This is a genomic window from Streptomyces sp. Tue6028 (assembly GCF_002300165.1).
Lineage (GTDB): Bacteria > Actinomycetota > Actinomycetes > Streptomycetales > Streptomycetaceae > Streptomyces > Streptomyces siamensis.
Genome location: NZ_MLCE01000021.1, coordinates 239504 through 260877, shown reverse-complemented (window position 1 = coordinate 260877; position 21374 = coordinate 239504). Strand labels below are relative to the sequence as shown.

At 73.4% G+C, this 21374-nt stretch carries 23 protein-coding genes; 7 read left to right on the top strand and 16 right to left on the bottom strand.

Annotated features, from left to right (window positions below):
* The first annotated feature begins 14 nt into the window (after positions 1–14).
* Complete coding sequence (locus BKI49_RS19570; protein ID WP_095935562.1) at positions 15–395, top strand: MerR family transcriptional regulator; 381 nt, start codon at positions 15–17, stop codon at positions 393–395.
* Between the two features lie 26 nt (positions 396–421).
* Here the strand turns inward: BKI49_RS19570 and BKI49_RS19565 are convergent, their stop codons facing one another.
* The 6 genes from BKI49_RS19565 to BKI49_RS19540 form a co-directional block, all read right to left on the bottom strand.
* Positions 422–1606: a hypothetical protein gene (locus BKI49_RS19565; protein WP_095935794.1), complete on the bottom strand. Its 1185-nt coding sequence runs from the start codon at positions 1604–1606 to the stop codon at positions 422–424.
* 125 nt (positions 1607–1731) lie between these two features.
* Positions 1732–3063 carry a bifunctional glycosyltransferase family 2/GtrA family protein gene (locus BKI49_RS19560; protein WP_095935561.1) on the bottom strand — a complete coding sequence of 444 codons (1332 nt, stop codon included), beginning with the start codon at positions 3061–3063 and terminating at the stop codon, positions 1732–1734.
* A 195-nt stretch (positions 3064–3258) separates the two neighbouring features.
* A complete protein-coding gene (locus BKI49_RS35365; RefSeq protein WP_095935560.1) occupies positions 3259–3795 on the bottom strand; it encodes a hypothetical protein in 537 nt (178 codons plus the stop codon).
* Between the two features lie 11 nt (positions 3796–3806).
* Positions 3807–4313, bottom strand: a complete 507-nt coding sequence (locus BKI49_RS19550; RefSeq protein WP_095935559.1) for a SigE family RNA polymerase sigma factor — start codon at positions 4311–4313, stop codon at positions 3807–3809.
* A gap of 295 nt (positions 4314–4608) precedes the next feature.
* Positions 4609–5064, bottom strand: a complete 456-nt coding sequence (locus BKI49_RS19545) for a (2Fe-2S)-binding protein (RefSeq protein ID WP_095935558.1) — start codon at positions 5062–5064, stop codon at positions 4609–4611.
* A 10-nt stretch (positions 5065–5074) separates the two neighbouring features.
* On the bottom strand, positions 5075–7195 hold the full coding sequence (locus BKI49_RS19540) for a xanthine dehydrogenase family protein molybdopterin-binding subunit (RefSeq protein ID WP_095935793.1): 2121 nt from the start codon (positions 7193–7195) through the stop codon (positions 5075–5077).
* A 398-nt stretch (positions 7196–7593) separates the two neighbouring features.
* On the opposite strand from BKI49_RS19540, the gene BKI49_RS19535 reads away from it, so the two are divergent.
* Positions 7594–7989: a TOBE domain-containing protein gene (locus BKI49_RS19535; protein ID WP_095935557.1), complete on the top strand. Its 396-nt coding sequence runs from the start codon at positions 7594–7596 to the stop codon at positions 7987–7989.
* Between the two features lie 42 nt (positions 7990–8031).
* Here BKI49_RS19535 and BKI49_RS19530 read toward each other — a convergent pair whose 3' ends face one another.
* Positions 8032–8508, bottom strand: coding sequence for a molybdopterin-dependent oxidoreductase (locus BKI49_RS19530; RefSeq protein WP_257004868.1), 477 nt, complete (start codon positions 8506–8508; stop codon positions 8032–8034).
* Positions 8509–8681: 173 nt separating this feature from the next.
* Here BKI49_RS19530 and modA point away from each other — a divergent pair, with 173 nt between their 5' ends.
* The 3 genes from modA to BKI49_RS19515 are packed head-to-tail and all read left to right on the top strand — an operon-like array spanning position 8682 to position 11595.
* The gene (gene modA / locus BKI49_RS19525; protein ID WP_095935555.1) at positions 8682–9515 is read left to right on the top strand and encodes a molybdate ABC transporter substrate-binding protein; all 834 of its coding nucleotides are present in this window, start codon (positions 8682–8684) and stop codon (positions 9513–9515) included.
* Entirely contained in the window at positions 9512–10390 is an 879-nt protein-coding gene (locus BKI49_RS19520) for an ABC transporter permease (protein ID WP_095935554.1), read from the top strand. Before modA ends, BKI49_RS19520 begins: the two co-directional genes overlap by 4 nt.
* A 26-nt stretch (positions 10391–10416) precedes the next feature.
* Positions 10417–11595: an ABC transporter ATP-binding protein gene (locus tag BKI49_RS19515; protein WP_095935553.1), complete on the top strand. Its 1179-nt coding sequence runs from the start codon at positions 10417–10419 to the stop codon at positions 11593–11595.
* Positions 11596–11653: 58 nt separating this feature from the next.
* Here BKI49_RS19515 and BKI49_RS19510 read toward each other — a convergent pair whose 3' ends face one another.
* Positions 11654–12586 (bottom strand): FkbM family methyltransferase, encoded by a 933-nt coding sequence (locus BKI49_RS19510; protein ID WP_095935552.1) that lies wholly within the window; start codon positions 12584–12586, stop codon positions 11654–11656.
* A gap of 214 nt (positions 12587–12800) precedes the next feature.
* On the opposite strand from BKI49_RS19510, the gene BKI49_RS19505 reads away from it, so the two are divergent.
* Positions 12801–13220, top strand: a complete 420-nt coding sequence (locus BKI49_RS19505) for an ATP-binding protein (RefSeq protein ID WP_257004867.1) — start codon at positions 12801–12803, stop codon at positions 13218–13220.
* A gap of 109 nt (positions 13221–13329) precedes the next feature.
* A complete protein-coding gene (locus tag BKI49_RS19500) occupies positions 13330–14160 on the top strand; it encodes a hypothetical protein (protein WP_095935551.1) in 831 nt (276 codons plus the stop codon).
* An 89-nt stretch (positions 14161–14249) separates the two neighbouring features.
* Here the strand turns inward: BKI49_RS19500 and BKI49_RS19495 are convergent, their stop codons facing one another.
* The 8 genes from BKI49_RS19495 to BKI49_RS19465 all read right to left on the bottom strand — a co-directional run bounded on the left by BKI49_RS19495 (position 14250) and on the right by BKI49_RS19465 (position 21341).
* Positions 14250–14774, bottom strand: coding sequence for a hypothetical protein (locus BKI49_RS19495; protein ID WP_143658472.1), 525 nt, complete (start codon positions 14772–14774; stop codon positions 14250–14252).
* A gap of 147 nt (positions 14775–14921) precedes the next feature.
* Positions 14922–15638: a sigma-70 family RNA polymerase sigma factor gene (locus tag BKI49_RS19490; RefSeq protein ID WP_143658470.1), complete on the bottom strand. Its 717-nt coding sequence runs from the start codon at positions 15636–15638 to the stop codon at positions 14922–14924.
* A gap of 178 nt (positions 15639–15816) precedes the next feature.
* Complete coding sequence (locus BKI49_RS35360) at positions 15817–15969, bottom strand: hypothetical protein (protein ID WP_179332499.1); 153 nt, start codon at positions 15967–15969, stop codon at positions 15817–15819.
* A gap of 169 nt (positions 15970–16138) precedes the next feature.
* Complete coding sequence (locus tag BKI49_RS19485; RefSeq protein WP_095935548.1) at positions 16139–17977, bottom strand: alkyl/aryl-sulfatase; 1839 nt, start codon at positions 17975–17977, stop codon at positions 16139–16141.
* A gap of 61 nt (positions 17978–18038) precedes the next feature.
* The gene (locus BKI49_RS19480; RefSeq protein WP_095935547.1) at positions 18039–18260 is read right to left on the bottom strand and encodes a hypothetical protein; all 222 of its coding nucleotides are present in this window, start codon (positions 18258–18260) and stop codon (positions 18039–18041) included.
* Between the two features lie 71 nt (positions 18261–18331).
* Entirely contained in the window at positions 18332–20050 is a 1719-nt protein-coding gene (locus BKI49_RS19475; RefSeq protein ID WP_095935546.1) for a transglycosylase domain-containing protein, read from the bottom strand.
* On the bottom strand, positions 20047–20793 hold the full coding sequence (locus BKI49_RS19470) for a hypothetical protein (protein WP_095935545.1): 747 nt from the start codon (positions 20791–20793) through the stop codon (positions 20047–20049). Before BKI49_RS19470 ends, BKI49_RS19475 begins: the two co-directional genes overlap by 4 nt.
* Positions 20790–21341 (bottom strand): SigE family RNA polymerase sigma factor, encoded by a 552-nt coding sequence (locus BKI49_RS19465; RefSeq protein WP_095935544.1) that lies wholly within the window; start codon positions 21339–21341, stop codon positions 20790–20792. Before BKI49_RS19465 ends, BKI49_RS19470 begins: the two co-directional genes overlap by 4 nt.
* Positions 21342–21374 lie beyond the last annotated feature (33 nt).

Here is a 21374-nt window from a genome sequence, read left to right as displayed (position 1 = left end):
ATGAGGTGAGTCACATGCGCATCGGCGAGCTGTCCGAGCACACCGGCACCCCTCGCCGGCTGCTGCGCTACTACGAGGAGCAGGGACTGATCGTCCCCGACCGTTGCGCCAACGGCTACCGCGACTACGCCGAGGCCTACGTGGACCGGGTCCTGCAGATCAGGGGGCTGCTCGACGCGGGGCTGCCGACCCGGATCATCAAGCAGATCCTGCCCTGTCTCGGGCGGCCCCGGACGATCGAGATACCCGAGGCGACCCCGGAGACGATCGCCACGCTGGAGCGCGAACTCGACCGCATGACCGCGCGCATCCGCTGCCTGTCCCGCAACAGGGACGCCGTCGCCGACTACCTCGACGCCGTGCGCACCGGTACGGTCGGCGCGGGCGGCGGCTGAGGATCCGTTCCCCGCCCGAACACGGCCTACGGGACGCCGAGTTCGAACAGGACGTACCCCGCGTACGACCCCGACGCCACCGCGGCGATGCCGAGCAGCGTGATCTGCAGGGGCAGCGCGAGGCGGCGCAGGTGGAGGGCGAGCGGGATGAACAGCGGGAAGGCCGGCAGCAGATAGCGGGAGATGTTGCCGAATATCTGCTGGCTGCCCAGTACGAGGGCGACGGTCAGGACGGTGTGGACGACCAGGACCACCGGGGTACGCAGCCGGATCAGGAGCGGGATCAGCAGCAGGACCGCCAGGACGACGGCGACGCCGATGACGTCCTCGAAGGGGAACGCGAAGAGGTAGTCGAAATGGCCCACCGCGACCGAACCGAACACGTCGAGGCTGTGCCGGCCGTAGTCGAAGGTGTGGGCCCAGGCGCCGGTCTGGAGCTTGAAGTAGCCGCCCCAGTCGCCCATGCGGTGGCCCACCCAGGCCAGATAGCCGGCGAGGCCGAGCGGGGCGACGGCGACGGCGGCGACGGGACGCGCGACACCGTCCTGGCGGCGCACGAGCGCGAGCAGCGCGGCCACCGTGAGGGCGGCGATCAGCGCGGTCGCGGTGGGACGGGTGAGCCCGGCGGCACAGGTGAGGAACCCGGCCGTGAGCCAGCGGCGGCTCATGACGGCGTGACAGGCCCAGGCGGCGAGGGCGACGTACAGGGACTCCGAGTAGCCCGACCACTCCGTGCCCGAGCCCGGCCAGACGGCCCAGAGTCCGGCCGCGGCGAGCCCCGCACGGGGTCCGCCGATCCGGGCGGTGACCGCGTGGATGCCGAGCGCGGCGACGAACGAGGTGACGACCGACACCAGCATCCCGGCGCCGTACAGGCCGAGGCCCGTGCACTCGGAGACGAGCCGCATCAGGGCCGGGTAGAGGGGGAAGAACGCGGCCGAGTTGCCTTCGAGGGTGATCAGTCCCCTGGCTCCGGGGACGGGGACGAGTGCCGGGTCGTACCCGTGCGCGGCGATCTGCTGGTACCACCAGCCGTCCCAGCTGGCCAGCACGTCCCAGGGGTGGGCGCCGCCGCCGAAACGGGGGTTCTTGGTCCGGTAGTCGCCCGCGGAGTGCAGCAGATACATGAAGACGGAGAAGCCGGTCAGCTTCAGCGTCCCGTACAGGGCCAGCACGGGACCGTACCGGCCGGCCGCACGGCGGACGAGCAGGCTCCACCGCTCGGTCCGCGGCCGCCGTGGTGCCGGCTCGTACGCGGGTACGGCCTCGGCGGCGCCCGCGGTCACGGGGTGCGGGCGTCCGCCGGTGACGGGCGAGGCCGTCTGCGCGGTGCGGTTCACGAGCCCTCGGCTCCCGTCCGGTCTCGGCGGGACCGGACGGGGAACACCCAGGCCCGGAAGAGCAGGAAACGCAGGAGCGTCGCGGCCAGGTTGGCGGCGACCAGCACGACGATCTCGGTCATGTGCGCGGCCCCGGGCGCCAGTCGGTGCAGGGCGGCCAGCGAGCCCGCGGTGAGGGTCAGGCCCACGAGGAACACCAGGAGTCCCTTGGCCTGGTGGCGGACGGCTCCGCCCCGGCCGCGCAGCCCGAAGGTGAGCCGCCGGTTGGCGGCCGTGTTCGCCAGCGCGCAGACCAGCAGCGCCAGCGCGTTGGCGGCCTGCGCCCCGGCCGCCGGACGCACCAGCGCGTACAGCAGCACGTAACCGGCGGTGCTGACCGCGCCCACGGCGGCGAAGCGCGCCAACTGGCCCGCCAGCGCGCCCCGTGCTCCCCCGTCGGGGCCGCGGCGCAGTCCGGACGTGGGCAGCGTGCCGCGGGCCAGGGCCCGGCCGATCCGCGCGATGCCGCGCAGGTCGGCCAGCGCCGTGGAAAGGATGTCGACCCGGCTGTCGGGGTCATCCACCCAGTCGACGGGCACTTCGTGGATGCGCAGCCCGGCCCGCTCGGCGATCACCAGCAGTTCGGTGTCGAAGAACCAGCCCGAGTCCTCCACCAGGGGCAGCAGCCGCTCGGCGACGTCACGCCGCACCGCCTTGAACCCGCACTGCGCGTCGGAGAAGCCGACGGCGAGGGTGGAGCGCAGCAGGACGTTGTAGCAGCGGGAGATGACCTCGCGCTTGGGTCCGCGCACCACCCGCGAACCGCGGGCCAGGCGGGTGCCGATGGCGATGTCGGAGTGCCCGGAGATCAGCGGGGCCACCAGCGGCAGCAGCGCCGACAGGTCGGTGGACAGGTCCACGTCGAGATAGGCGAGCACCGGGGCGGGCGAACGCGACCACGCGGTGTGCAGCGCCCGGCCCCTACCCTTCTCCGCCAGCCGCAGCCACTCCGTCTCGGGCAGTTCGGCGGCGAGCCGGGCCGCTATCCGCGGGGTCGCGTCGGTGCTGGCGTTGTCGGCGACGGTGATCCGGAACGGGTACGGGAACGTCTCGCGCAGATGGGCGTGCAGCCGCCGCACGCTCGGCTCCAGGTCCTTCTCCTCGTTGAACACCGGGACGACGACGTCGAGGACGGGCTCCCGGTGGTGCGCGGGCACCGGCGTCCGCAGCGGCAGCCCGTCCGTGGGGCGGCGGTCCGCGGGGCACCGGTCCGCGGGGCGGGCGTCCCGGTCACGGCGGTCCGTGACACCGCGGTCCGGGTGCCGGCGGTCCCCGGAGGGGCGGCTCATGAGGGGGTCCGTCAAGGCGGTCGTCCCTGCTTTTGTCACGATCGATCCGTATCTGTCTTCTGTCGCGGAGCGTGCCGAGGTCGTCGACGGCGCAGCCGCGATCACGGAAGGGGGGCCGGTCAGTGGTCGGGGCCCGAAGGCGGGCCGGAGGTCGGGAGCCGGCAGGCCGGCGGTCGAAGGCGGAGGTGTCGGCCGCTAGCCGGGGTCGGCCGAGCCTTCGAGCGCCGACGACTCGACGGTCGAGGGCGTGGTCGTCGGACTGACCGGCGGGCTCGGCCGGTTCGTGGCCGAAGGCGGTGGCGTGACGGCCTTGGTCGTGGTCGTCGTCGGGTCCGGGGTCACCGTGGCCGAACCGTCGGTCGAGGTCGCCGACGGGGGCGGTCCGGAGGTCTCCTCATCGGGCCCCGCGGTGTTCGTCGCGGTCGAGGAGGGGGTCTCGCTCGGCGACACGTCCGGCGTCGGCGACGGGGTCGTGTACGGGTACGACGGACTCGTCATCGGCCGGGGGACGGGGCCCTGCGGCTGGTCCCGGCCGTGGTCGCGGGGCAGCAGGAACAGGCCGATGCCCAGCCCCGCGACCGCCAGGACCGACCCCACGGCCCTGCGGGCCGCGCGTGCTCGGCGGCGCGCCCGGACGCCGTCCCGCAGTCGGACCTGGTGCTGCGACTCGAAGGGGGCGTGCTCCTGGGAGTCGCGCATCATGCGGGCGAGTTCCCGCTCGAAGTGATCCATCGGACTCCCCTTCACCCCACCGGCTCGATGACATCGGCCAGGAGCCGGCGCAGCCGCGCCACACCCCGTGACGCATGGGACCGGGCCGTGCCCACCGGGCACCCGAGCGCCTCCGCGACCTGCTTCTCGGGCAGGTCCTGGTAGTAGCGCAGCACCACCGCGGCGCGCTGCCGCGGCGGCAGCTGGGCCAGCGCCGCCTCCAGCCGCGACCGCTCCACCACGGAGGCGGACACGTCACCGTCCTCGGGCCGTTCGGGCACCTGCGCGACGGGGTTCTCGCCCCACCAGCGGCGGCGGGCCGAGCGGGCCGCCGCGCGTGCCAGGACCGTGCGGACGTACGCCTCCGGGGCCTCGTCGGCGATCTTGGGCCAGACGAACCAGAGTTTGACGAGGGCCTCCTGGAGCAGGTCCTCGGCCCGGTGCCGGTCGCCTCCGACGAGCAGCCGCGCGAGATGGAACAACGCCGACCAGCGGGCTGCCACGAACCCGTCGAACCCGTCGGCCCGGGCCTGCTCCATCCGCATCGTCCCCCGCTCTCGCCAGCTCCCCCACCAGGGATCCAGCTCCCTGCACCAGGGATAAAGACACTGGCCCCCGCCCCGCGATGCACTCGTTCGCTGTGATCCGGGTCACGCGGGTGACGGGGCGGGCGGGGCGCCGGGCCGCGGCGCACCTGAACGAGGGTGCGGGCACGGCGCATCGGGGTGCTCGCGGACCGCTGAACGACGGTGCGGGGGCCGGGGAACAGGAGCGCGCGGGCCGCGATCCAAGGGTGCGCGGGCGGCAAGGGTGTGCGGGCCGCGAACCCGGACGCTAGGAAGCCGGGCCGACGCTCTTGATCGCCTCACGGATACGGCAGTACGTCCCGCAGCGGCAGACGTTCTCGATCCGGTCGATGTCGGCGTCCGTCGGGCTGGACGTCCGCTTCAGCAGGGCCACCGCGGCCATGATCTGCCCGGGCTGGCAGAAGCCGCACTGCGCGACGTCGTGGTCGATCCAGGCCTGCTGGACCGGGTGGAGCGTGTCGCCGTCGGCCAGCCCCTCGATCGTGGTGACCTCGCGGCCCCGGCAGTCCGCGACCGGGACGACACAGGGCTGGATCTCGGCGCCGTCGAGGTGGCTGGTGCAGGCGCGGCAGACCCCGACCCCGCAGCCGTACTTGGGCCCGGTGACGTGCAGCAGGTCGCGCAGGACCCACAGCAGCGGCATGTCGGCCGGCGCGTCGACGGTGACCGGCTTCCCGTTGAGGACGAAGGAGTAGGAGGGCATCGGCACCGTCTCAGAAGGTGAGGGGGAAGCGGCGGGGGCGGGTGCCCGTCGCACGGGCGTAGGCGTTGGCCACGGCACCCGCCGCGGCCGGGACGCCCAGTTCACCGGCGCCGCCGGGGGCTCCGGTGGAGGGCATGATGTGCGCCTCGAAGCGCAGCGGGGCGTGCCGCTGGCGGGCGTAGTGGAAGTCGGCGAAGCTGCCCTCGCGGACGGCGCCCCGGTCGATGTGCAGTCCGGCCCGCAGCACCGTGGAGATCCCGTCGACGGCGGTGCCCATGAGCTGGGCCTCCAGTCCGCGCGGATTGACGGCCGTTCCGACGTCGGCGGCCATCACCACGTGGGTCACCCGCGGTTCGTCCGGGTCGGTGGCGTCGATCTCCACCAGGCAGGCCACGCAGGAGCCGTACTCCTCGTGCACGGCCACGCCCTGCGCCCTGCCGTGGGGCAGGGCGCGGCCCCAGTGACCGGCGCTCGCAACCTTGTCGAGGACGGCCCGGACCGCCTTGTTCCTGAGCGTCTTGCGCCGGAACGCGACCGCGTCCTCGCCCAGGCTCGCGGCGATCTCGTCGACGACGATCTCCTCCGCGGTGCGCATCGTCCCGGAGTCCACCGACCGCCAGGCGCCCAGCGGCATCGCGAGTTCGACGGAGCCGGATTCCCCTTTGACGCGGCCGAAATTGTACAGGCCGCTGTCACTGGGCAGCGGGCCGGCCTCCGGCGTCCGCCCCTCGCGGGAGGCGGCGCGCACCGCGCCGGACCGCCCGCCCCGCACCGCGAAGCCGGACTCCTCGAACACCTCGCTCACCGACGCCGTCACGTGGGTGAATGCGACCACCCGGCCGCCGGCGTGACTGGCCCGGATGCGGTGGTGGCTGGCCGGGCGCATCCGGCCGTGCCGGATGTCGTCGTTGCGGCTCCACATCAGCTTCACCGGCCGGCCGGCGGCCTTGGAGACGAGGGCCGCCTCCACGGCGGCGTCGTAGTTCAGGCGCCGTCCGAACGAGCCGCCGCCCCGCATCACATGGACCCTGACCTTCGAACCCGGAAGCCCGACGGCGGAGGCGATCGTGTCGCGCGCGTCCGTCGGCGTCTGCGAGGAGAACCAGATCTCGGCGCGGTCCGCGCGCACGTCCGCGACCGCGGTCAGCACCTCCATCGGGGCATGGGAGACGAAGGCGAACTCGAACTCCCCTGTCACCTGACGGGTTCCGAGCAGCGGCGTGCCGAGCGACGGGACGGCCGCGCGGAGCCGGGCGCGGACCGCGTCGTCGGACAGGGCGGCGAGCGGGCCCGGCGCCCAGGTGATGCGCAGCACGTCCCTGGCCCGGAACGCGTGATGGAAGGTGTCGGCCACGACGGCGACACCGCCCGCGGCCCGGACGACCGCGCGGACGCCCGGCATCGCGCGGGCCGCCCGGCTGTCGACGGAGACGAGCTTCCCGCCGAGGGTCGGCGGCCGGGCCACCACGGTCGGCTTCGCCCCGGCCACCGTCAGGTCCCCGGCGTAGGCCGCCTTTCCGGTGACGATGTCCCGCGCGTCGACACGGGTGGTCGGCCGCCCGATCACCCGGTGCCGGGACGCCGGTTTCGGCTCGGCCGGCACGGCGGGCCGGTGGATCGCCGCGGCGGCCGCCGTCAGGGACCCGAAGGTGGCGGTGCGTCCGTCGGGGGCGACGACCATGGTGTCCCGGGTGCGCAGCAGACGCGGCGCGAGGTGCCACCGTCGGGCGGCGGCCGTCACCAGCTTGGCGCGGGCGGTGGCGGCCAGGGCGCGGGCGGGGTCGTACAGCGACGAGACGGAGTTCGAGCCGCCGGTGTACTGGTTGCCCTCCTTGCGGGCCTCGGCGAGCGGGATGTCGACGTCGGCGAGCCGGGCGTCCAGCTCCTCGGCGATCATCATGGCGACGGCGGTGGTGATGCCCTGGCCGACCTCGACGCGCGGCAGCCGTACGACGACCCTGTTGGCCGCGGTGACCTCCAGGACGAGCATCTCCTCGTCGGTGCCGGTCACCAGCACGTCGGACGGGCCGCCCGTGCCCGCTCCGGAGGGTTCGGCGCCCTCCGCCGAGGACGCGTCGCAGCCGAGGGGCGCCGCGACGGTCAAGGTGGACGCCGCCAGCGAGTAGACCATGAACTTCCGGCGGGACAGCGGACGGGCCAACTGACGCTCCTTCTCCGGGCATCCGGTTCCGCGCGACGGAAGGTCCACGACCGGGATGCGCACGACGGGCACGCGTACGACTGGTAGGAGGCGCGAGCCGGGCGAGAGGTTGCGTCCGGCGGCCACCGGGTCCGGCCGCCGCGCACCGTCCGCTGTCCGCCGCGCCCCACCGTCCACTCTCCGCCACCGTCCACTCTCCGCCGCCGGCCGCCCGCCGCCGCCGGCGTGACGGCACCGGACGTACGCGTGCGCTCCGGGGTCAGGCGTAGCCTGCGCCCGCCCGCACCGAGACCGCACCCGGCATCCGGCGGCCGTCGCCGGGGCCCGGTGCGCGTCCGACCGCGGGGGCGGCGGATATCTTGGCGCGCATGCAGTCCTACACCATCGGCCAGGCAGCCCGGCTCCTCGGCGTCAGCCCCGACACCGCCCGGCGATGGGCGGACGCCGGGCGCGTGCCCACGCACCGGGACGAGGGCGGGCGGCGGCTCATCGACGGGCGCGACCTGGCCGCCTTCTCGGTCGAACTCGCGCAGACCGGCGGGGAGGACGGGACCGTCTCCCACACCTCGGTCCGCAACGCCTTCCCGGGCATCGTCACCGCCGTCAAGCTCGGCGACGTCGCGGCCCAGGTCGAGATCCAGGCGGGCCCGCACCGGCTGGTCTCCCTGCTGACCCGGGAGGCCGTGGAGGAACTCGGCCTGGAGGTCGGCGTGGAGGCCACCGCGCGGGTCAAGTCGACCAACGTGCACATCGACCGCACGTGAGGCACCGCCGTCTCCGCAGCGACGGGGGACGGGAGCAGGGAGCTACGCCCAGGACGGGTAACGCCCGTCCACGCGGATCGCGTTGATGCCGCTGATGTGCCGTGCGCCGCAGCGGTCCTGCGGCAGCACCAGCTGGGGACCGGCCCGGTCGAGCGGGGTGTCGTCGATGCCGACCGCGAGCAGCACGGGGGCGTGTGCGAAGTCGGGGTCGATCTCGGCCCACGTGAGCAGGGCGTGATGGCCGTCCGCCCCGGTCACCGCGATGAGGAAGCGCAGCCGGTCCTTGCGGCGGGCCGGGTCGAAGCCGGGCCCGGCGTCCCGCAGGACGTCATGCAGCAGCGGGCCCGCGAAACGGTGGTGCTGCACACCGCTGGTGGCGCACTCGAAGCTGACGCCGACCCGGTGCTGCGGCCAGGCCAGCAGGTCGGGCACCGTCAGCCGGACGGGCCGGGCGAGATCTCCGGTCAGGGAAAGCTCCGCCAGTGGGGGAGCGGGTGGCTGGGTCGCGGACTGGCTCACGGGCACCACCTCCCGGAGGACCGTACCCGGCAGGAGGACCCGTACAAACGCACATGCGTACATCCCATCGCCGATCACATTGCTCATGCGATGCGACAGGAGACTTCCGACTGGTATCTGCGTAAGTATGATCTGCGTATGCCTGCCTGAAGCCACGAGGGAGTAGAACCGTGATGACCCGATCCGCGCGCCGGACCCACCGCACCCGACCTCTGCAGGTCGCAGCCGTCGGTGCCGCCGCGCTGCTGGCCCTGAGCGCCTGCTCCTCCTCCGACGACCCCGGCTCGGACTCCACGAAGTCCGACGCGTCCGCGTCGTCCTCCCCGAAGCTCTCCGGCACGGTCACCGTCTTCGCCGCCGCCTCCCTCAAGGAGAGCTTCACGGCCCTGGGCAAGGAGTTCGAGAAGGAGCACCCGGGCACGAAGGTGACCTTCAGCTTCGGCGGCAGCGACACGCTCGCCGCGAGCATCACGGGCGGCGCCCCGGCGGACGTCTTCGCCGCCGCGAGCCCGAAGACCATGGCGATCGTGACGGACAAGGGCGACGCGGTCGGCACCCCGTCCACCTTCGTGCGCAACCAGCTGGAGATCGCCACCCTGCCCGGCAACCCGGACAAGGTCGCCTCCCTGAAGGACCTCACCAAGTCCGGCCTCAAGGTGGTCCTGTGCGACAAGACGGTGCCGTGCGGCGCCGCCGCGCAGAAGGCGCTGGACGCCAGCAGCCTCAAGCTCACCCCGGTCTCGTACGAGCAGGACGTCAAGAGCGCCCTGACGAAGGTCGAGCTGAAGGAGGCCGACGCGGCCGTCGTCTACAAGACCGATGTGAAGGCGGCGGGTGACAAGGTGGAGGGCGTGGAGTTCCCCGAGTCGGCCAAGGCCATCAACGACTACCCGATCACCCTGCTCAAGGACGCGCCCAACGCGGCCGCGGCCAAGGCGTTCATCGAGCTCGTGCAGTCCGCCGAGGGCCAGAAGGCGCTGACCGCCGCCGGGTTCCTCCAGCCGTGACGCAGCCGGGCAAGGCCGATGCCGCGGCCGACGTGCTCGCGGGTGGCGACACCCGCGGGGACGGGCCGCGGCGGCGCGCCGGGGCCGGCCCGCGGCGCGGTGCGCCGCTCCCCCTGCTGCTGCCCGCCCTCGTCGGCCTCGCCTTCCTGCTGCTCCCGCTGGTCGCGCTGCTCGTCAGGGCTCCCTGGGCCGGCCTGCCGGAGCAGCTGACCAGTCCGGAGGTCTGGCAGGCGCTCCAGCTGTCGCTGATCACCGCCACCGCGGCCACCGCGGTGAGCCTGGTCCTCGGTGTGCCCCTCGCCTGGCTGCTGGCCCGCACGGACTTCCCGGGGCGCGGGTTCGTCCGGGCGCTGGTGACCCTGCCGCTCGTCCTGCCCCCCGTGGTGGGCGGTGTGGCACTGTTGCTGGCCCTCGGGCGCAACGGCGTCGTCGGGCAGTGGCTGGAGTCGGCCTTCGGCATCACGCTGCCCTTCACCACCGCCGGCGTGGTCGTCGCGGAGGCGTTCGTGGCGATGCCGTTCCTCGTCATCAGCGTGGAGGGCACGCTGCGGGCGGCCGATCCCCGCTACGAGGAGGCCGCCATGACGCTGGGCGCCTCCCGTTTCACCGCCTTCCGCCGGGTCACGCTGCCGCTGATCGCACCCGGCATCGCGGCGGGCTCCGTACTGGCCTGGGCCCGCGCACTCGGCGAGTTCGGCGCGACGATCACCTTCGCGGGCAACTTCCCCGGCCGTACGCAGACCATGCCGCTGGCCGTGTACCTGGCGCTGCAGAGCGATCCGGCCGCCGCGATCGCGCTGAGCCTGGTCCTGCTCGCGGTGTCCATCGCGGTCCTCGCCGGGCTCCGCGACCGCTGGATGACGGCGGCGTCATGAGGGACCGGACGACGGATGATGGCGCCATGACGGACACACCGCGTGCCGCGGGCGAGGAGGGCCCCGGCCCCGACAAGGGGTACGCCCCCGAGTCCGGCCCCGGCTCCGACTCCGACGCCGACTCCGGCTCCGGCTCCGGCCCCGACTCCGGCTCCGGCTCCGACAAGGGCCTCGACGCCCGGCTCGTCGTGCACCGCGGATCCTTCCACCTCGACGTGGCGCTCACCGCCGCGCCCGGAGACGTCGTCGCGCTCCTCGGGCCGAACGGCGCCGGCAAGACCACGGCACTGCGCGCGCTGGCCGGCCTCACCCCGCTGTCCGAAGGGGGACGACTGCGGCTCGACGGTGCCGCGCTGGACCGTACGCCGACCGAATCCCGCCCGGTGGGCGTCGTCTTCCAGGACTACCTGCTCTTCCCGCACCTGTCCGCGCTCGACAACGTGGCCTTCGGGCCCCGCTGTCAGGGCGTGCCGAAGGCGCGGGCGCGGGCGCAGGCCGCCGCCTGGCTGGACCGCATGGGCCTGGCCGACCACGCCGGCGCCAAGCCGCGCCGCCTGTCCGGCGGTCAGGCCCAGCGCGTCGCCCTGGCCCGCGCGCTGGCCATCCGTCCCCGGCTGCTCCTGCTGGACGAGCCGCTCGCCGCGCTCGACGCCCGTACGCGGCTGGAGGTGCGCGCCCAGCTCCGGCGCCACCTGGCCGACTTCGAGGCCGTCGCCGTCCTGGTCACCCACGACCCGCTGGACGCGATGGTGCTGGCCGACCGGCTCGTCGTCGTCGAGCACGGCCGGGTGGTCCAGGAGGGGACACCGTCCGACATCGCCCGTCACCCGCGCACCGACTACATCGCCCAGCTGGTCGGCCTCAATCTCTACCGCGGGCAGGCCGAGGGCCACACCGTGCGGCTCGACGCGGGCCCGGAGATCACCACGACCGAGGACCTCGGCGGACCGGTGTTCGTGGCCTTCCCGCCGAGCGCCGTCACCCTGCACCGCGACCGCCCCACCGGCTCCAGCGCCCGCAATCTGTGGCAGTGCCGTGTCGGCGGGCTGGAGACGCACGGCGACCAGATCCGCGCGGACCTCACCGGCGAACTCCCGCTCGCCGCCGACCTGACGACGGTCGCCGCCGCGGAACTCGACCTCCGTCCCGGTGCGCCGGTCTGGGCGACGGTGAAGGCGGCGCAGACGCACGCGTATCCGGCGTAGCCGGCCACCGGGACACACCCCGGACAAAGAAGTCGACCGTCCTCACCCATGCAGGGCGCTAGTCGGCGGCCGGTACCGCCGCCGCGCGCACCATCACGCAGTCGAACTCCACCACGCGCCCGGTGGCCGCCTCCCTGGACACCGGGTACATGCCGGTGATCTCGAAGCCGCTGCCCTCGTACACGGCGATCGCCTCGCCCATGCGCGGACTGCCCTCGTACAGCCGCAGCGTGGCGACCTCGGACTGCATCCCGACGAACTCCCCGGCACGGTCGCCCGCGCCCGCGAACACCTCCAGGTCGTAGCCCTGAGTGTCCATCTTCAGATAGGGACGGGGGTCGCCGAGCCCCGCGAGCGCCTTGTCCATCATGCCGTCGAGACGACGGATCTCGATCTCCTCGGTACGGGTCTTCGCGAACCGCTTGTAGCGGTCCTTGCCGTAATCGCTGGGCGGGAGGAGGGAGTTCATCGTGTTCCAGCCGACGTGGATGGACCGGGTGGCGTCCTCGCGCCCCAGGCCGACCTGGTACACCCACCAGTCGGGATCCTCCTCGGCGGCTTCGCTCAGCTTGGCGAAGGCCTCCGCCGTCGGTTCGAAGGAGACGATCCGGCCGGTGTAGCCGAGGCGGCGCAACTGCCGTCCGTACTGGCCCGCGTTGGCGCCCACGTCGAGGACGCAGTTCACCTCGTAGCGGTCGAGGAGCGCGGTGACGTGCTGGCCGCACAGGTAGGACGCGGCCGCCAGCTGGAACCGGCGCTCGTCGGCCGCCGCCTGCGTCTCGTCGAGGACGAGGCGCGCCCCGCTGTCGCCGAGCGGCACGCTCCTCCACCCCTCGGCCCTGCCGCGCAGCACCAGATCGGCTCCCCGGCCCATCGGCACGCGGGTGCGTTCACCGCGCCGGTACAGCACCGCGGCGCCCGAACCGAGATCCAGCACCCGCACCCCTATCCGGGGGAGCAGACCTAGCAGCTTTCTCTGAAGGGTCGGCATGCGCCACACCTTTCCAGACATGCGTGACTCATACCGGTGGTTCGCCGAGGAGGCACTTGGCGGGTTTGTGACGTACGACGCCGGTTGCGGATCACCGGGGATGGGCATCACCCGGGGGCAGGACCGGCCGCGCACCGTGTCGCGCGGGTCCCGGCCGGCGGGGATGGAGCCGCCGGGTGCTCGTCGTCCTGGGAGGGGAAGAGAGGTGTCCGTCATGCGTGCGCACCAGCGCACCGTCCGACCGACCGCCCGCGTGGAGTACGCACTGCCGCGTGCGGCCGTCTCGGCAGGCAGGGCCCGCAGGCTGACGTCGGCGTTCCTCACCGCGCCCCGGCCGCCGATGGCACCGCCGACCGCCGACCAGGTCGACGACGCCACGCTCATCGCCTCCGAGCTCGTCGCCAACGCCGTACGGCACGGCCGCACCGGCTGCCGGCTGCGTCTGCAACTGGGCTACGGGCACGTGACCGTCGAGGTCCACGACGACAGTCCCGGACGCCCGCGCGTCGGTCTGCTCGACACCGAGTCGGAGAGCGGGCGCGGGCTCGCCATGGTCCAGCAGCTCGCCCACAGCCTGGAGGTCGTCAGCACCGGCTTCGGCGGCAAGACGGTCAGGGCCGTACTGGCGGTCTGACCGCGGCCGCGTGGGCGGCTCACCCGGACGGCCCGGTGCGCTGGTGGGAGTGCCGGGCCGGTGGTGGCGTGGAGGGGACACACACCGCGTCCTCCGGAGGCCTCCCGCCATGAACCGTCCGCCCCGTCGCACCGCCTCCGCCCGCCACCGCTCCTCCCGCGTCCTCGGCTCCGCCCTGGCCGCGGGCGTGCTGCTGGCGACCGCCGCGTGTTCGAGCGACGAGTCCGGCGGCACGGGCGCCACCGCCTCCCTCAGTGCCAAGGAGTCTCCGGGGGCCTCGCCCTCCGTGCGCACGCTCAGCCAGTCGGAGGCACAGGCCGCTCTGATCACCAACAGCGACCTGGGGTCGCAGTGGAGCACATCGAAGGGCGCCGCGGCCTGGCGGGACACGCTGCTCAAGAGCAAGGTCGACCAGCAGTCGTTCGTCACGAACAAGGCCAATGCCGCCGACTGCCAGAAGCTGCTCGACGGCCTGTACGCCGAGAACCTGCTCGGCGCTCCGACGGGCGCCCACGCGAACACCGGCTTCGACGACAGCGACAACGACGGGCAGATGCGCTACCAGGTGGCCTCCTACGGGCAGTCGGAGGTGGACGCGAACCTGAAGTGGCTGGGCACCCTGCCGGACAAGTGCGACCAGTTCACGGCGGTCGACGCCAAGGGCGGCAAGCAGACCGTCCAGGTCATCGAGATGTCTCTGCCCGGTGTCGCCGACGCCCGTCAGGGACTCCAGATCACGATGAACGGCTCGATGGAGGGCGAACCGACCACGCTGACCCTGGACTACGCCGCCGTCCGCGTCGGCGACAGCGCGCTGTCCCTGACCAACGGCGGCCTCCAGGGCGCCGAGAGCAACTCCACGACCCAGGCCGTCCAGGCGGGCGCCTCCCGCCTGAGCGACGTCCTCGCGGGCAAGTCCCCCGCCCCCACCCAGGGCTGACACCGCCCCGCACGAAGACGTGGGACCGGCCCGATCCCCCGATCGGGCCGGTCCCACGACGGCCGCTGCACGGCCGCGTTCGCGCCGGACTACCGCTGTTGCAGCGCATCCGGCGTCAGCGCCGACCGGTCGGGCGCCCGGCGGCCGTTGCCGCCGAGTCCCCACGGCCCCGCGAGTGCCAGACCGACGGCCGCCGCCCCCACCAGGGCGGCCATCACGGTCGTTGTCACGACGGACACACCGACGGCCAGGAGCACGACGACCACGACGACGTCGAAACCGGCCAGGGCGGAGAACAGGAGCGACCGGGCGGGCCCGGAGGCGGGCTGCTCCCGCTGGACGCGTGTAGCTCCGGACGACGCCTGACGCGGTGTGGGCGCCGGCTCCTCCTCCGCCTCCTCGGTGTTGCCCGAGTCCTCCCCGTAGGCGCACAGGTCCATGTCGTCGTCGGATGCGATCGCGGCACGCTCCGCGACCATGCTCATGTGGACGGCCCATTCGTCGGGCGTGGGGGCCGGTCCGGCCAGAGGATCCGCCGCACGCTGCTCGCGGAGCAGCTCCACGAGTGCCTCGTGAGCGGTGGAGCGCCCCCGCGCCTTCCTCTCCATTTCCATGTGAACCTTCATTTCAGTTGAGCCGGGCTGTCTCTCAGCCAGGCGACCGCGGCGGGTGTGGCCCACCGCGGAACCGGCGGAAGCCGTCGGGCCTCCTCCCGTGACCACGGAGCGGGTCGGGCTCCGTGGTCTCTAGAGGGGGTCCGCCTAGCGCAGGTGATCCAGCTCGTCGGGAGGCAGGGCCTCCAGTAAGGCCCGGGCCCGGTTGAGCCGGGCCGTGACGGTGCCCCGGTCGATCCCGAGTTCCTCGGCGATCGCGACGGGTCCCATCCGGTCCCGGTAGGTCATGAGCCACACCGTGCGTTGCCCGTCGTCGGGCACGTGCCGTTCGAGGAACGCGTCGACGGCCTCCCGCACGGTGATCCCGTCGATCTCGGAGTCGGCGGCCGGCTGCGGCAGCTCCTCCGGGTCCTCGGGCCGCTCGGGGCGGTTCTCGGCACGGTGGAAGTCGAGCCGGGCGTAGGAGAAGCACTTCGCCAGGAACGGCCACGGGTCACCGTGCTTGAGTTGGAAGGCCGGGTTCATCCGGGCCTTGTAGTACCGGACCTGAGTGCGCACCTCGATGTCCGACAGGTCGGGGTCGCGGTAGCCCTGGGAGTGGATCGCCCTGCGCAGCCGGTCGCGGTGGTCCCACAGCTCCTTGCTGATCTCCGTGCGGAGCTGAGCGGCGACCTCCACTGCTTCGTCCCGCTCGGTGGGCGACACCTGGTGCGGGAGCACCGCCTTCTCCTCCGCCGGCGGCACGGCCCCGGCACGGAAGATCGGCGGCGGCGCGCCCTGACCGGCCTCCGTAGCCGATGAGGGAGCACGCTCGGGGGGTGACGAGTCGCCCATCCCCCCGCGCGTCGTGGGTCCTGCGGTCATGGGCTGCATTCCTTTGCCTGGTGCGTAGTTGATGCCCTGCTGCAGGAGGAGTCGTGCGGTTGTGCCCGCCGCGGGGGAGGCCTCGCCGAAATGCAGCTGGGGGTTCGACGGTGCCCCCGGAGACGACGAAAGGTCCCCGGCCCGTGGAGGACCGGAGACCTTTCGTGGTGCCGCCGCGCTACCTGGCGCGGAGCATCTTCCACGCCAGGGCCGCGACCGCGACGCCGACGCTCAGGGCGCCTCCCAAGGCCGGGTCGGAGAACGCGAGGCAGGTGACCACCGCGAACACGAGCACCACCAGCAGCGCGGTCGTCGCCTTCTCCTTGCTCATGTGCACTCCACATCTCGTCGGACCGCAGAAGAGGGACGGCGCATCGGACCTCACGACTGTCCCGGGCACCTCGGATCGCCCTCTCATGGCAGGAAGTCGGCCAGTGAAGGGAGTTGAGGGGAACCGCCCGCGCCCAGGGGTGTGTTCGGGCCGTGCCCGAGGCCGGTTCCTACGGTGTGACGATCGGGAAGGCCCTGTCGGGGTCCGAGGTGTAGGAGAGCAGGCGGGTCAGCAGTTCGGGGTCGCCGTCCGTCTCGATGCCCGCCAGGCCCTCGCCCGCGAGGACTCCGATCAGTTCGGGGCGGGTGAGGATCAGGGTGAGGCCGGCGTGCGGTTTCGGGGTGTGGTGGACCGGCATGCCGCGGTGCGTCAGGGCGCCGTGGTGCAGGTTGACGCGGTGGCGGCGCTGTTCGTCGATGACGACGAAGTCGAGGGTCATGTGATCGTTCCAGGCCCGCGGGCCGTCGATGCGGACGGCGAGCGAGTCGAGGAGCATGCTCACGGTCAGCGCGGACGCCATCTCGGTGCCCGAGGTGTCGACCTCGTTGGCGGCCGGGCCCTCCCGCAGCTCCAGGGCGCCGGTCAGGTAGATGTTGCGCCAGGGCCCGTTCTCGGCGCCGTGCCCGAGGCGCTCGTAGACGGTGGCGAGCTCCTCCTTGGCGGCCGTGTTCTCCGGGTCGGCGAAGACGAGATGGAGCAGCAGGGTGGCGGCGAAGCGCAGGTCGCCCGCTTCGGCGTACGTACGGGCCTTGGCGAGCGTCCGCTCCGGGCCGCCCGCCACGTCGACGTAGCGCCGGGCGAGTTCGACGGGCGGGTGCTCCCACAGGTGGGCGGGGTTGCCGTCGTACCAGCCCATGTAGCGCTGGTAGACGGCTTTGACGTTGTGGCTGACGGAGCCGTAGTAGCCGCGGGCGTGCCAGGCGGTCTCCAGGGCGGGCGGCAGGCGCAGTTCCTCGGCGATCTCGGTGCCGGTGAGGCCTTGGTTGAGGAGGCGGAGCGTCTGGTCGTGCAGGTAGGCGTACAGGTCCCGCTGCTCGCCGAGGAACCTGACGACGTTGTCCCGTCCCCAGGTCGGCCAGTGGTGCGAGGCGAAGCCGACGTCGTAGGCGTCGCCGAAGACGTCGATCGCCTCGTCGAGGTAGCGGGCCCAGACGCGGGCGTCACGGACCGGGGCGCCACGCAGGGTGACCACGTTGTGCAGGGTGTGGCAGGCGTTCTCGGCCATGCACAGGGCGCGCTGCTCGGACAGCAGGAAGTTCATCTCGGCGGGCGCCTCGGTGCCGGGCGTCGGCTGGAAGACGATCCGTACGCCGTCGACGACCTCGGTCTGGCCGGTGCGGGTGATGTCCACGGTCGGCGCCACCAGGCCGACGGTGCCGGTGGAGGTGGTCGTGCCGAGGCCGGTGCCGATCTGTCCCCGCGGTCCTGTCGGCAGCCACGATCCGTACACGAAAGTGGCGCGCCGCAGCATCGCGTTGCCGGCGTAGACGTTCTCGCTGACCGCGTGCTCCAGGAAGTTCTCCGGGGCGAGCACGGGCACCCCGTCCTCGGTGCCGTGCGGCAGCACCCCGCGGGCGCCGCCGAAGTGGTCGACGTGCGAGTGGGTGTAGATCAGTCCCGTGACAGGCCGCTGCCCGCGGTGTTCCCGGTACAGCGCCAGGGCCGCCGCGGCGCATTCGGCGGAGATCAGCGGGTCGATGACGATCACGCCCCGGCTGCCCTCGACGAGGGTCATGTTCGACAGGTCGAGGCCACGGACCTGGTAGACGCCCTCGGTCACCTCGTACAGGCCCTGCCGGGCGCACAGCCGGGCCTGCCGCCACAGGCTGGGGTGCGCCGTGTCCGGGCAGTCGTCCTCCAGGAACGCGTAGGCGTCCGCGTCGTGCACGACCCCGCCCTCGGCGTCCCGCACGACGCCCGGCACGAGCGCAGCGATGAATCCCCGGTCGGCGTTCTCGAAGTCGGTGAGATCGTCGAAGGGCAGGTCGTCACGCGCCGGGGCAGTCATGCGTCCAGCGTGGGTCCCGGCCTGGTGGGCGGCTAGCGGTGTGGGCCGTTCGTGGGGCGGGTCAGAGCCGGTCCATCCGGCCGTACGGGCTGAGGACGCGAACCCGCTGGGCACCGAAGTCGACGAGCATCGCGATGCCCTCTTCGGCGCCGACGATCGTGCCCAGGCCGTACTGGTCGTGGGAGACGCGGTCTCCGAGGCTGAACTCCTTGGCCACGGGGACGACCGGGGCGGCGAAGGGGCTGGTGGGCAGGTGGCGCCTGGGCGCGGAGGATTTCGTCATCGTGCGTCCAGTATGGCCGTGCCGCACGGGGACGGAAGGGCCGTGAAGGTCTCGATCGCGCGAACCTCCGGTCACGGCACCGGGCCGCTGCCCCACGCCGGGGAGGCCGGCACGGGGGTGTGGGCCGCCCCCGGGGACGACTGTTCCAGCCGGTCACGGACCTCTGTGGTGACGCGTACGGCGAGGTCGCCGGCCCCGGCGGGCAACTGGGCCGTGCGGGCCGTGTGCCCATGGCGGGCGGGGCACCGGGCGAAGAGCGCGGCCGTGACGGCGAGGCCGTCGTCGTATGTGGTCCGCCACAGGGTGCGGGTCCCGGCGCCGCCGGTGAAGGCGGCCGGGAGAACGCCGGAGGCGGCGGCCATGCGCTTGGTGACCAGCACCGCGGAGAACGGGTCCATGGCGGTGCGAGTGTGCGGGCGCGCCGCGTAGAGGGTGCGTCCCGCGCGGGTGATCCGCTCGACGGTGTAGGGCCGCGCGTAGCTGCCGCGGGCCGCCGCCGTGGCATAGGCGGCGGCCAGCCGGTACGGGGTCGGTGCGGCGGCGCGCGGGAGGCCGCTGAGCGGCGCGCTCAGCCGGGTCCCGGCGAACGGTCCGAGCGCCGTGCCCGCCTCCACGGCTCCGGCGATCGCGTCGTTGAAGGGCTGCCGGGCGTAGTCCGCGCCGCCGTACAGGACGCGTACGGCGCCGTCGCCGGGGACCAGCGCCACGACGGCCGTGTGGAGCCGTGTGTCCTTGCCCGGCGGCAGGCCGGCGATCTGTTCGGACGCCGCGTCCTGGGCGGTGAGGTCGAAGGTGGTACGGACGGTGTAGCCGCCGCGGGCCAGTTCGTCCTGGGTGATGCCGAGCCGGCCGGCGGCCTCCTTCGCGGCGACGTCGATCAGGTACTGGCGCTGGCCGTCCGTGGCGCCGGGGGGATAGAAACGGAACGCCGGGAAGCGGGCCGCCGCGCGCTGGGCGGACGTGATCGCCCCGCTGTCCGCCATCGCGTCCAGCACCCACTCCCAGCGGTGTTCGAGTTTCGCCGTCACCGCCGCGTCGGAGCCCGCCCTCTCGTAGTACGAGGGGATGTTGACCACGGCGGCGAGCGCGGCGCCCTGGCCGATGCTCAGGTCCTGCGCGTCCACGCCGAAGTAGTTGCGCGCGGCGGCCTGGACGCCGGCCGCGCCGCGGCCGAAGTACACGGTGTTGAGGTAGCCCGCCAGGATCTCGTCCTTCGAGCGGGTGCGGTCCAGCTTGACGGCGATGAGTGCCTCGCGCGCCTTGCGGGACAGTGAGCGCTCGGGGCTGAGCAGGGCGTTCTTCACGTACTGCTGCGTGATCGTGGAGCCGCCCTGGCGTCCGCCGCCGCTCAGCGTCGACCACGCGGCGCGGACGACGGCGCTCGGCGAGACCCCGCTGTCCGTACGGAAGGAACGGTTCTCCGCGGCAATCACCGCTTCCTGCACATGCCGGGGCACCTGGGAGAGCGGCACCTCCTGGCGGTCGACCGGGCCGCGCCGGCCCAGGTAGCCGCCGTGGCTGTCCACGAAGACCGTGCTCTGCATCGCCGTCTCGGGATGCGGCTCGGGGATCACCGTCAGCCGGTACGCCACCACGGCCGCCCCGGCCGGCGCGGCGAACACGACGGCCAGCGCGATCAGCGCCCGGCGCAGCCGGCGGCCACGGGTGCGTCGGGCCCGGATCCGGCGCGCGCGGAGGAACCGGGCGACGCGGGTGCGCGCCGGCCGGGGCGCCCGCCCCGCCACGACGGCGCCCGGCTCCGTCCCGGCGGAGCCGCCCGGGGCGCTCACGGGGTGAAGTCCTGGGTCGCGATGACCCGGCCCGCCGAGTCGTGGACCGTGACCCGCTCGGTGACGCCGGTCATGCTGCCGTCGGGCGTGGCGGACTTCGGCACCCTCACCTGCGCGTACCAGACGCCCCAGCCGGGCTTGCCCGCGAGGACGAGCGCGGTGCCGTCGACGTCACCCGCGGACGTGGTGACCGTGACGCGGGCCGGCTCTCCCGGGCCGTGGAAGATGCCGGAGAGGAAGTAGCCGTCGCCCTGTCCCGACTCCTGGAGGGTGATGCCGGGGGTGCTCATGTCGAGGTTGCCGTCACTGACGCTGCGGAACTGGGGGCCGGGCGCGTCCGGTTCCGTCCAGTGCTTGCCGTCCTCGGTGAGCCAGATCCTGGTGCCGGGCGAGACCGTCACGCGCTCGCCGGGCGCCACCACGCGCACCTTCCCGGCGGGCGCCGAGGGCGAGGGGCTCGCCGTGCCGGCCGTCGGGGAGGGCGGGCGCACGCTGCTGCTGGGTGCGGACGGCTCGCCGGCCGCACCCGTGCGGAACACCACCACGGCCAGCGGCACCAGCAGCACACCGCAAGCCGCCATGAGCACGGCGGCCCCGCGCCGCCGCCTGCGCCGCCGGCCCTCGCGTTCGATGGCGGCCAGCGGAACCACGGAAGGAGTGACGTCGTAGGCGGCTTCGGCGAACGCCTCGCGCAGCCGCTCGGCCTCGGCCGGCGGGCGCGGGGAACGGAACGGGTGGTTCATGGGCGGGCTCCGGAAACGGGGTGTCGGCCGTCGAACAGGGGGTGGGCCCGAAGGGCCTCGAGGCCACGCCGGGCATGGGTTTTGACGGTGCCGACCGAACAGCCGAGGAGCTGGGCCGTCTCGGCCTCGCCGAGGTCCTCCCAGTAGCGCAGCACCATCACGGCGCGCTGCCGCGCCGACAGGTGCGCGAGCGCCTCGTCCAGGGCCGCTCGCTGGGCGACGGTCTCCGCGTGGCCGGGCTCGCTCTCGTCCACCCGCTCGGGCAGGAACGGCATCAGCAGCTGCACGACACGTCTCTTGCGCACCCGGCTGATGTTGTTGTTGACCAGCGAGCGGCGCACGTAGAAGTCGACGTCGTCGCGCGGGATGCGCCGCCAGCGCGCGTACACCTTGGCCAGCGTGGTCTGGACGAGATCCTCGGCCTCGTGGAAGTCCCCGGTGAGCATGTGCGCGGTGCGGACCAGGCGGGGCCAGGCCGCGGTCGCGTACGCGGCGAAGTCGCCGTCGTCGGCGGAGTCCTGGGAGGCGTCGGTGGGGGTGAGCGGCACGGCCGGCGGTCCCTCGGTGTCGGGTACGTGGGG

Bases quoted from the DNA above. Each gene is read 5' to 3' on its own strand.
- BKI49_RS19500 (WP_095935551.1), top strand. From the start codon at position 13,330: ATGAACCGTCCGCCCCGTCGCACCGCCTCCGCCCGCCACCGCTCCTCC.
- BKI49_RS35365 (WP_095935560.1), bottom strand. From the start codon at position 3,795: ATGGATCACTTCGAGCGGGAACTCGCCCGCATGATGCGCGACTCCCAG.
- BKI49_RS19510 (WP_095935552.1), bottom strand. From the start codon at position 12,586: ATGCCGACCCTTCAGAGAAAGCTGCTAGGTCTGCTCCCCCGGATAGGG.
- modA (WP_095935555.1), top strand. From the start codon at position 8,682: ATGACCCGATCCGCGCGCCGGACCCACCGCACCCGACCTCTGCAGGTC.
- BKI49_RS19535 (WP_095935557.1), top strand. From the start codon at position 7,594: ATGCAGTCCTACACCATCGGCCAGGCAGCCCGGCTCCTCGGCGTCAGC.
- BKI49_RS19560 (WP_095935561.1), bottom strand. From the start codon at position 3,063: ATGAGCCGCCCCTCCGGGGACCGCCGGCACCCGGACCGCGGTGTCACG.
- BKI49_RS19470 (WP_095935545.1), bottom strand. From the start codon at position 20,793: ATGAACCACCCGTTCCGTTCCCCGCGCCCGCCGGCCGAGGCCGAGCGG.
- BKI49_RS19495 (WP_143658472.1), bottom strand. From the start codon at position 14,774: ATGGAAATGGAGAGGAAGGCGCGGGGGCGCTCCACCGCTCACGAGGCA.
- BKI49_RS19550 (WP_095935559.1), bottom strand. From the start codon at position 4,313: ATGGAGCAGGCCCGGGCCGACGGGTTCGACGGGTTCGTGGCAGCCCGC.
- BKI49_RS35360 (WP_179332499.1), bottom strand. From the start codon at position 15,969: ATGAGCAAGGAGAAGGCGACGACCGCGCTGCTGGTGGTGCTCGTGTTC.
- BKI49_RS19505 (WP_257004867.1), top strand. From the start codon at position 12,801: ATGCGTGCGCACCAGCGCACCGTCCGACCGACCGCCCGCGTGGAGTAC.
- BKI49_RS19490 (WP_143658470.1), bottom strand. From the start codon at position 15,638: ATGACCGCAGGACCCACGACGCGCGGGGGGATGGGCGACTCGTCACCC.
- BKI49_RS19485 (WP_095935548.1), bottom strand. From the start codon at position 17,977: ATGACTGCCCCGGCGCGTGACGACCTGCCCTTCGACGATCTCACCGAC.
- BKI49_RS19540 (WP_095935793.1), bottom strand. From the start codon at position 7,195: ATGGTCTACTCGCTGGCGGCGTCCACCTTGACCGTCGCGGCGCCCCTC.
- BKI49_RS19480 (WP_095935547.1), bottom strand. From the start codon at position 18,260: ATGACGAAATCCTCCGCGCCCAGGCGCCACCTGCCCACCAGCCCCTTC.
- BKI49_RS19545 (WP_095935558.1), bottom strand. From the start codon at position 5,064: ATGCCCTCCTACTCCTTCGTCCTCAACGGGAAGCCGGTCACCGTCGAC.
- BKI49_RS19515 (WP_095935553.1), top strand. From the start codon at position 10,417: ATGACGGACACACCGCGTGCCGCGGGCGAGGAGGGCCCCGGCCCCGAC.
- BKI49_RS19570 (WP_095935562.1), top strand. From the start codon at position 15: ATGCGCATCGGCGAGCTGTCCGAGCACACCGGCACCCCTCGCCGGCTG.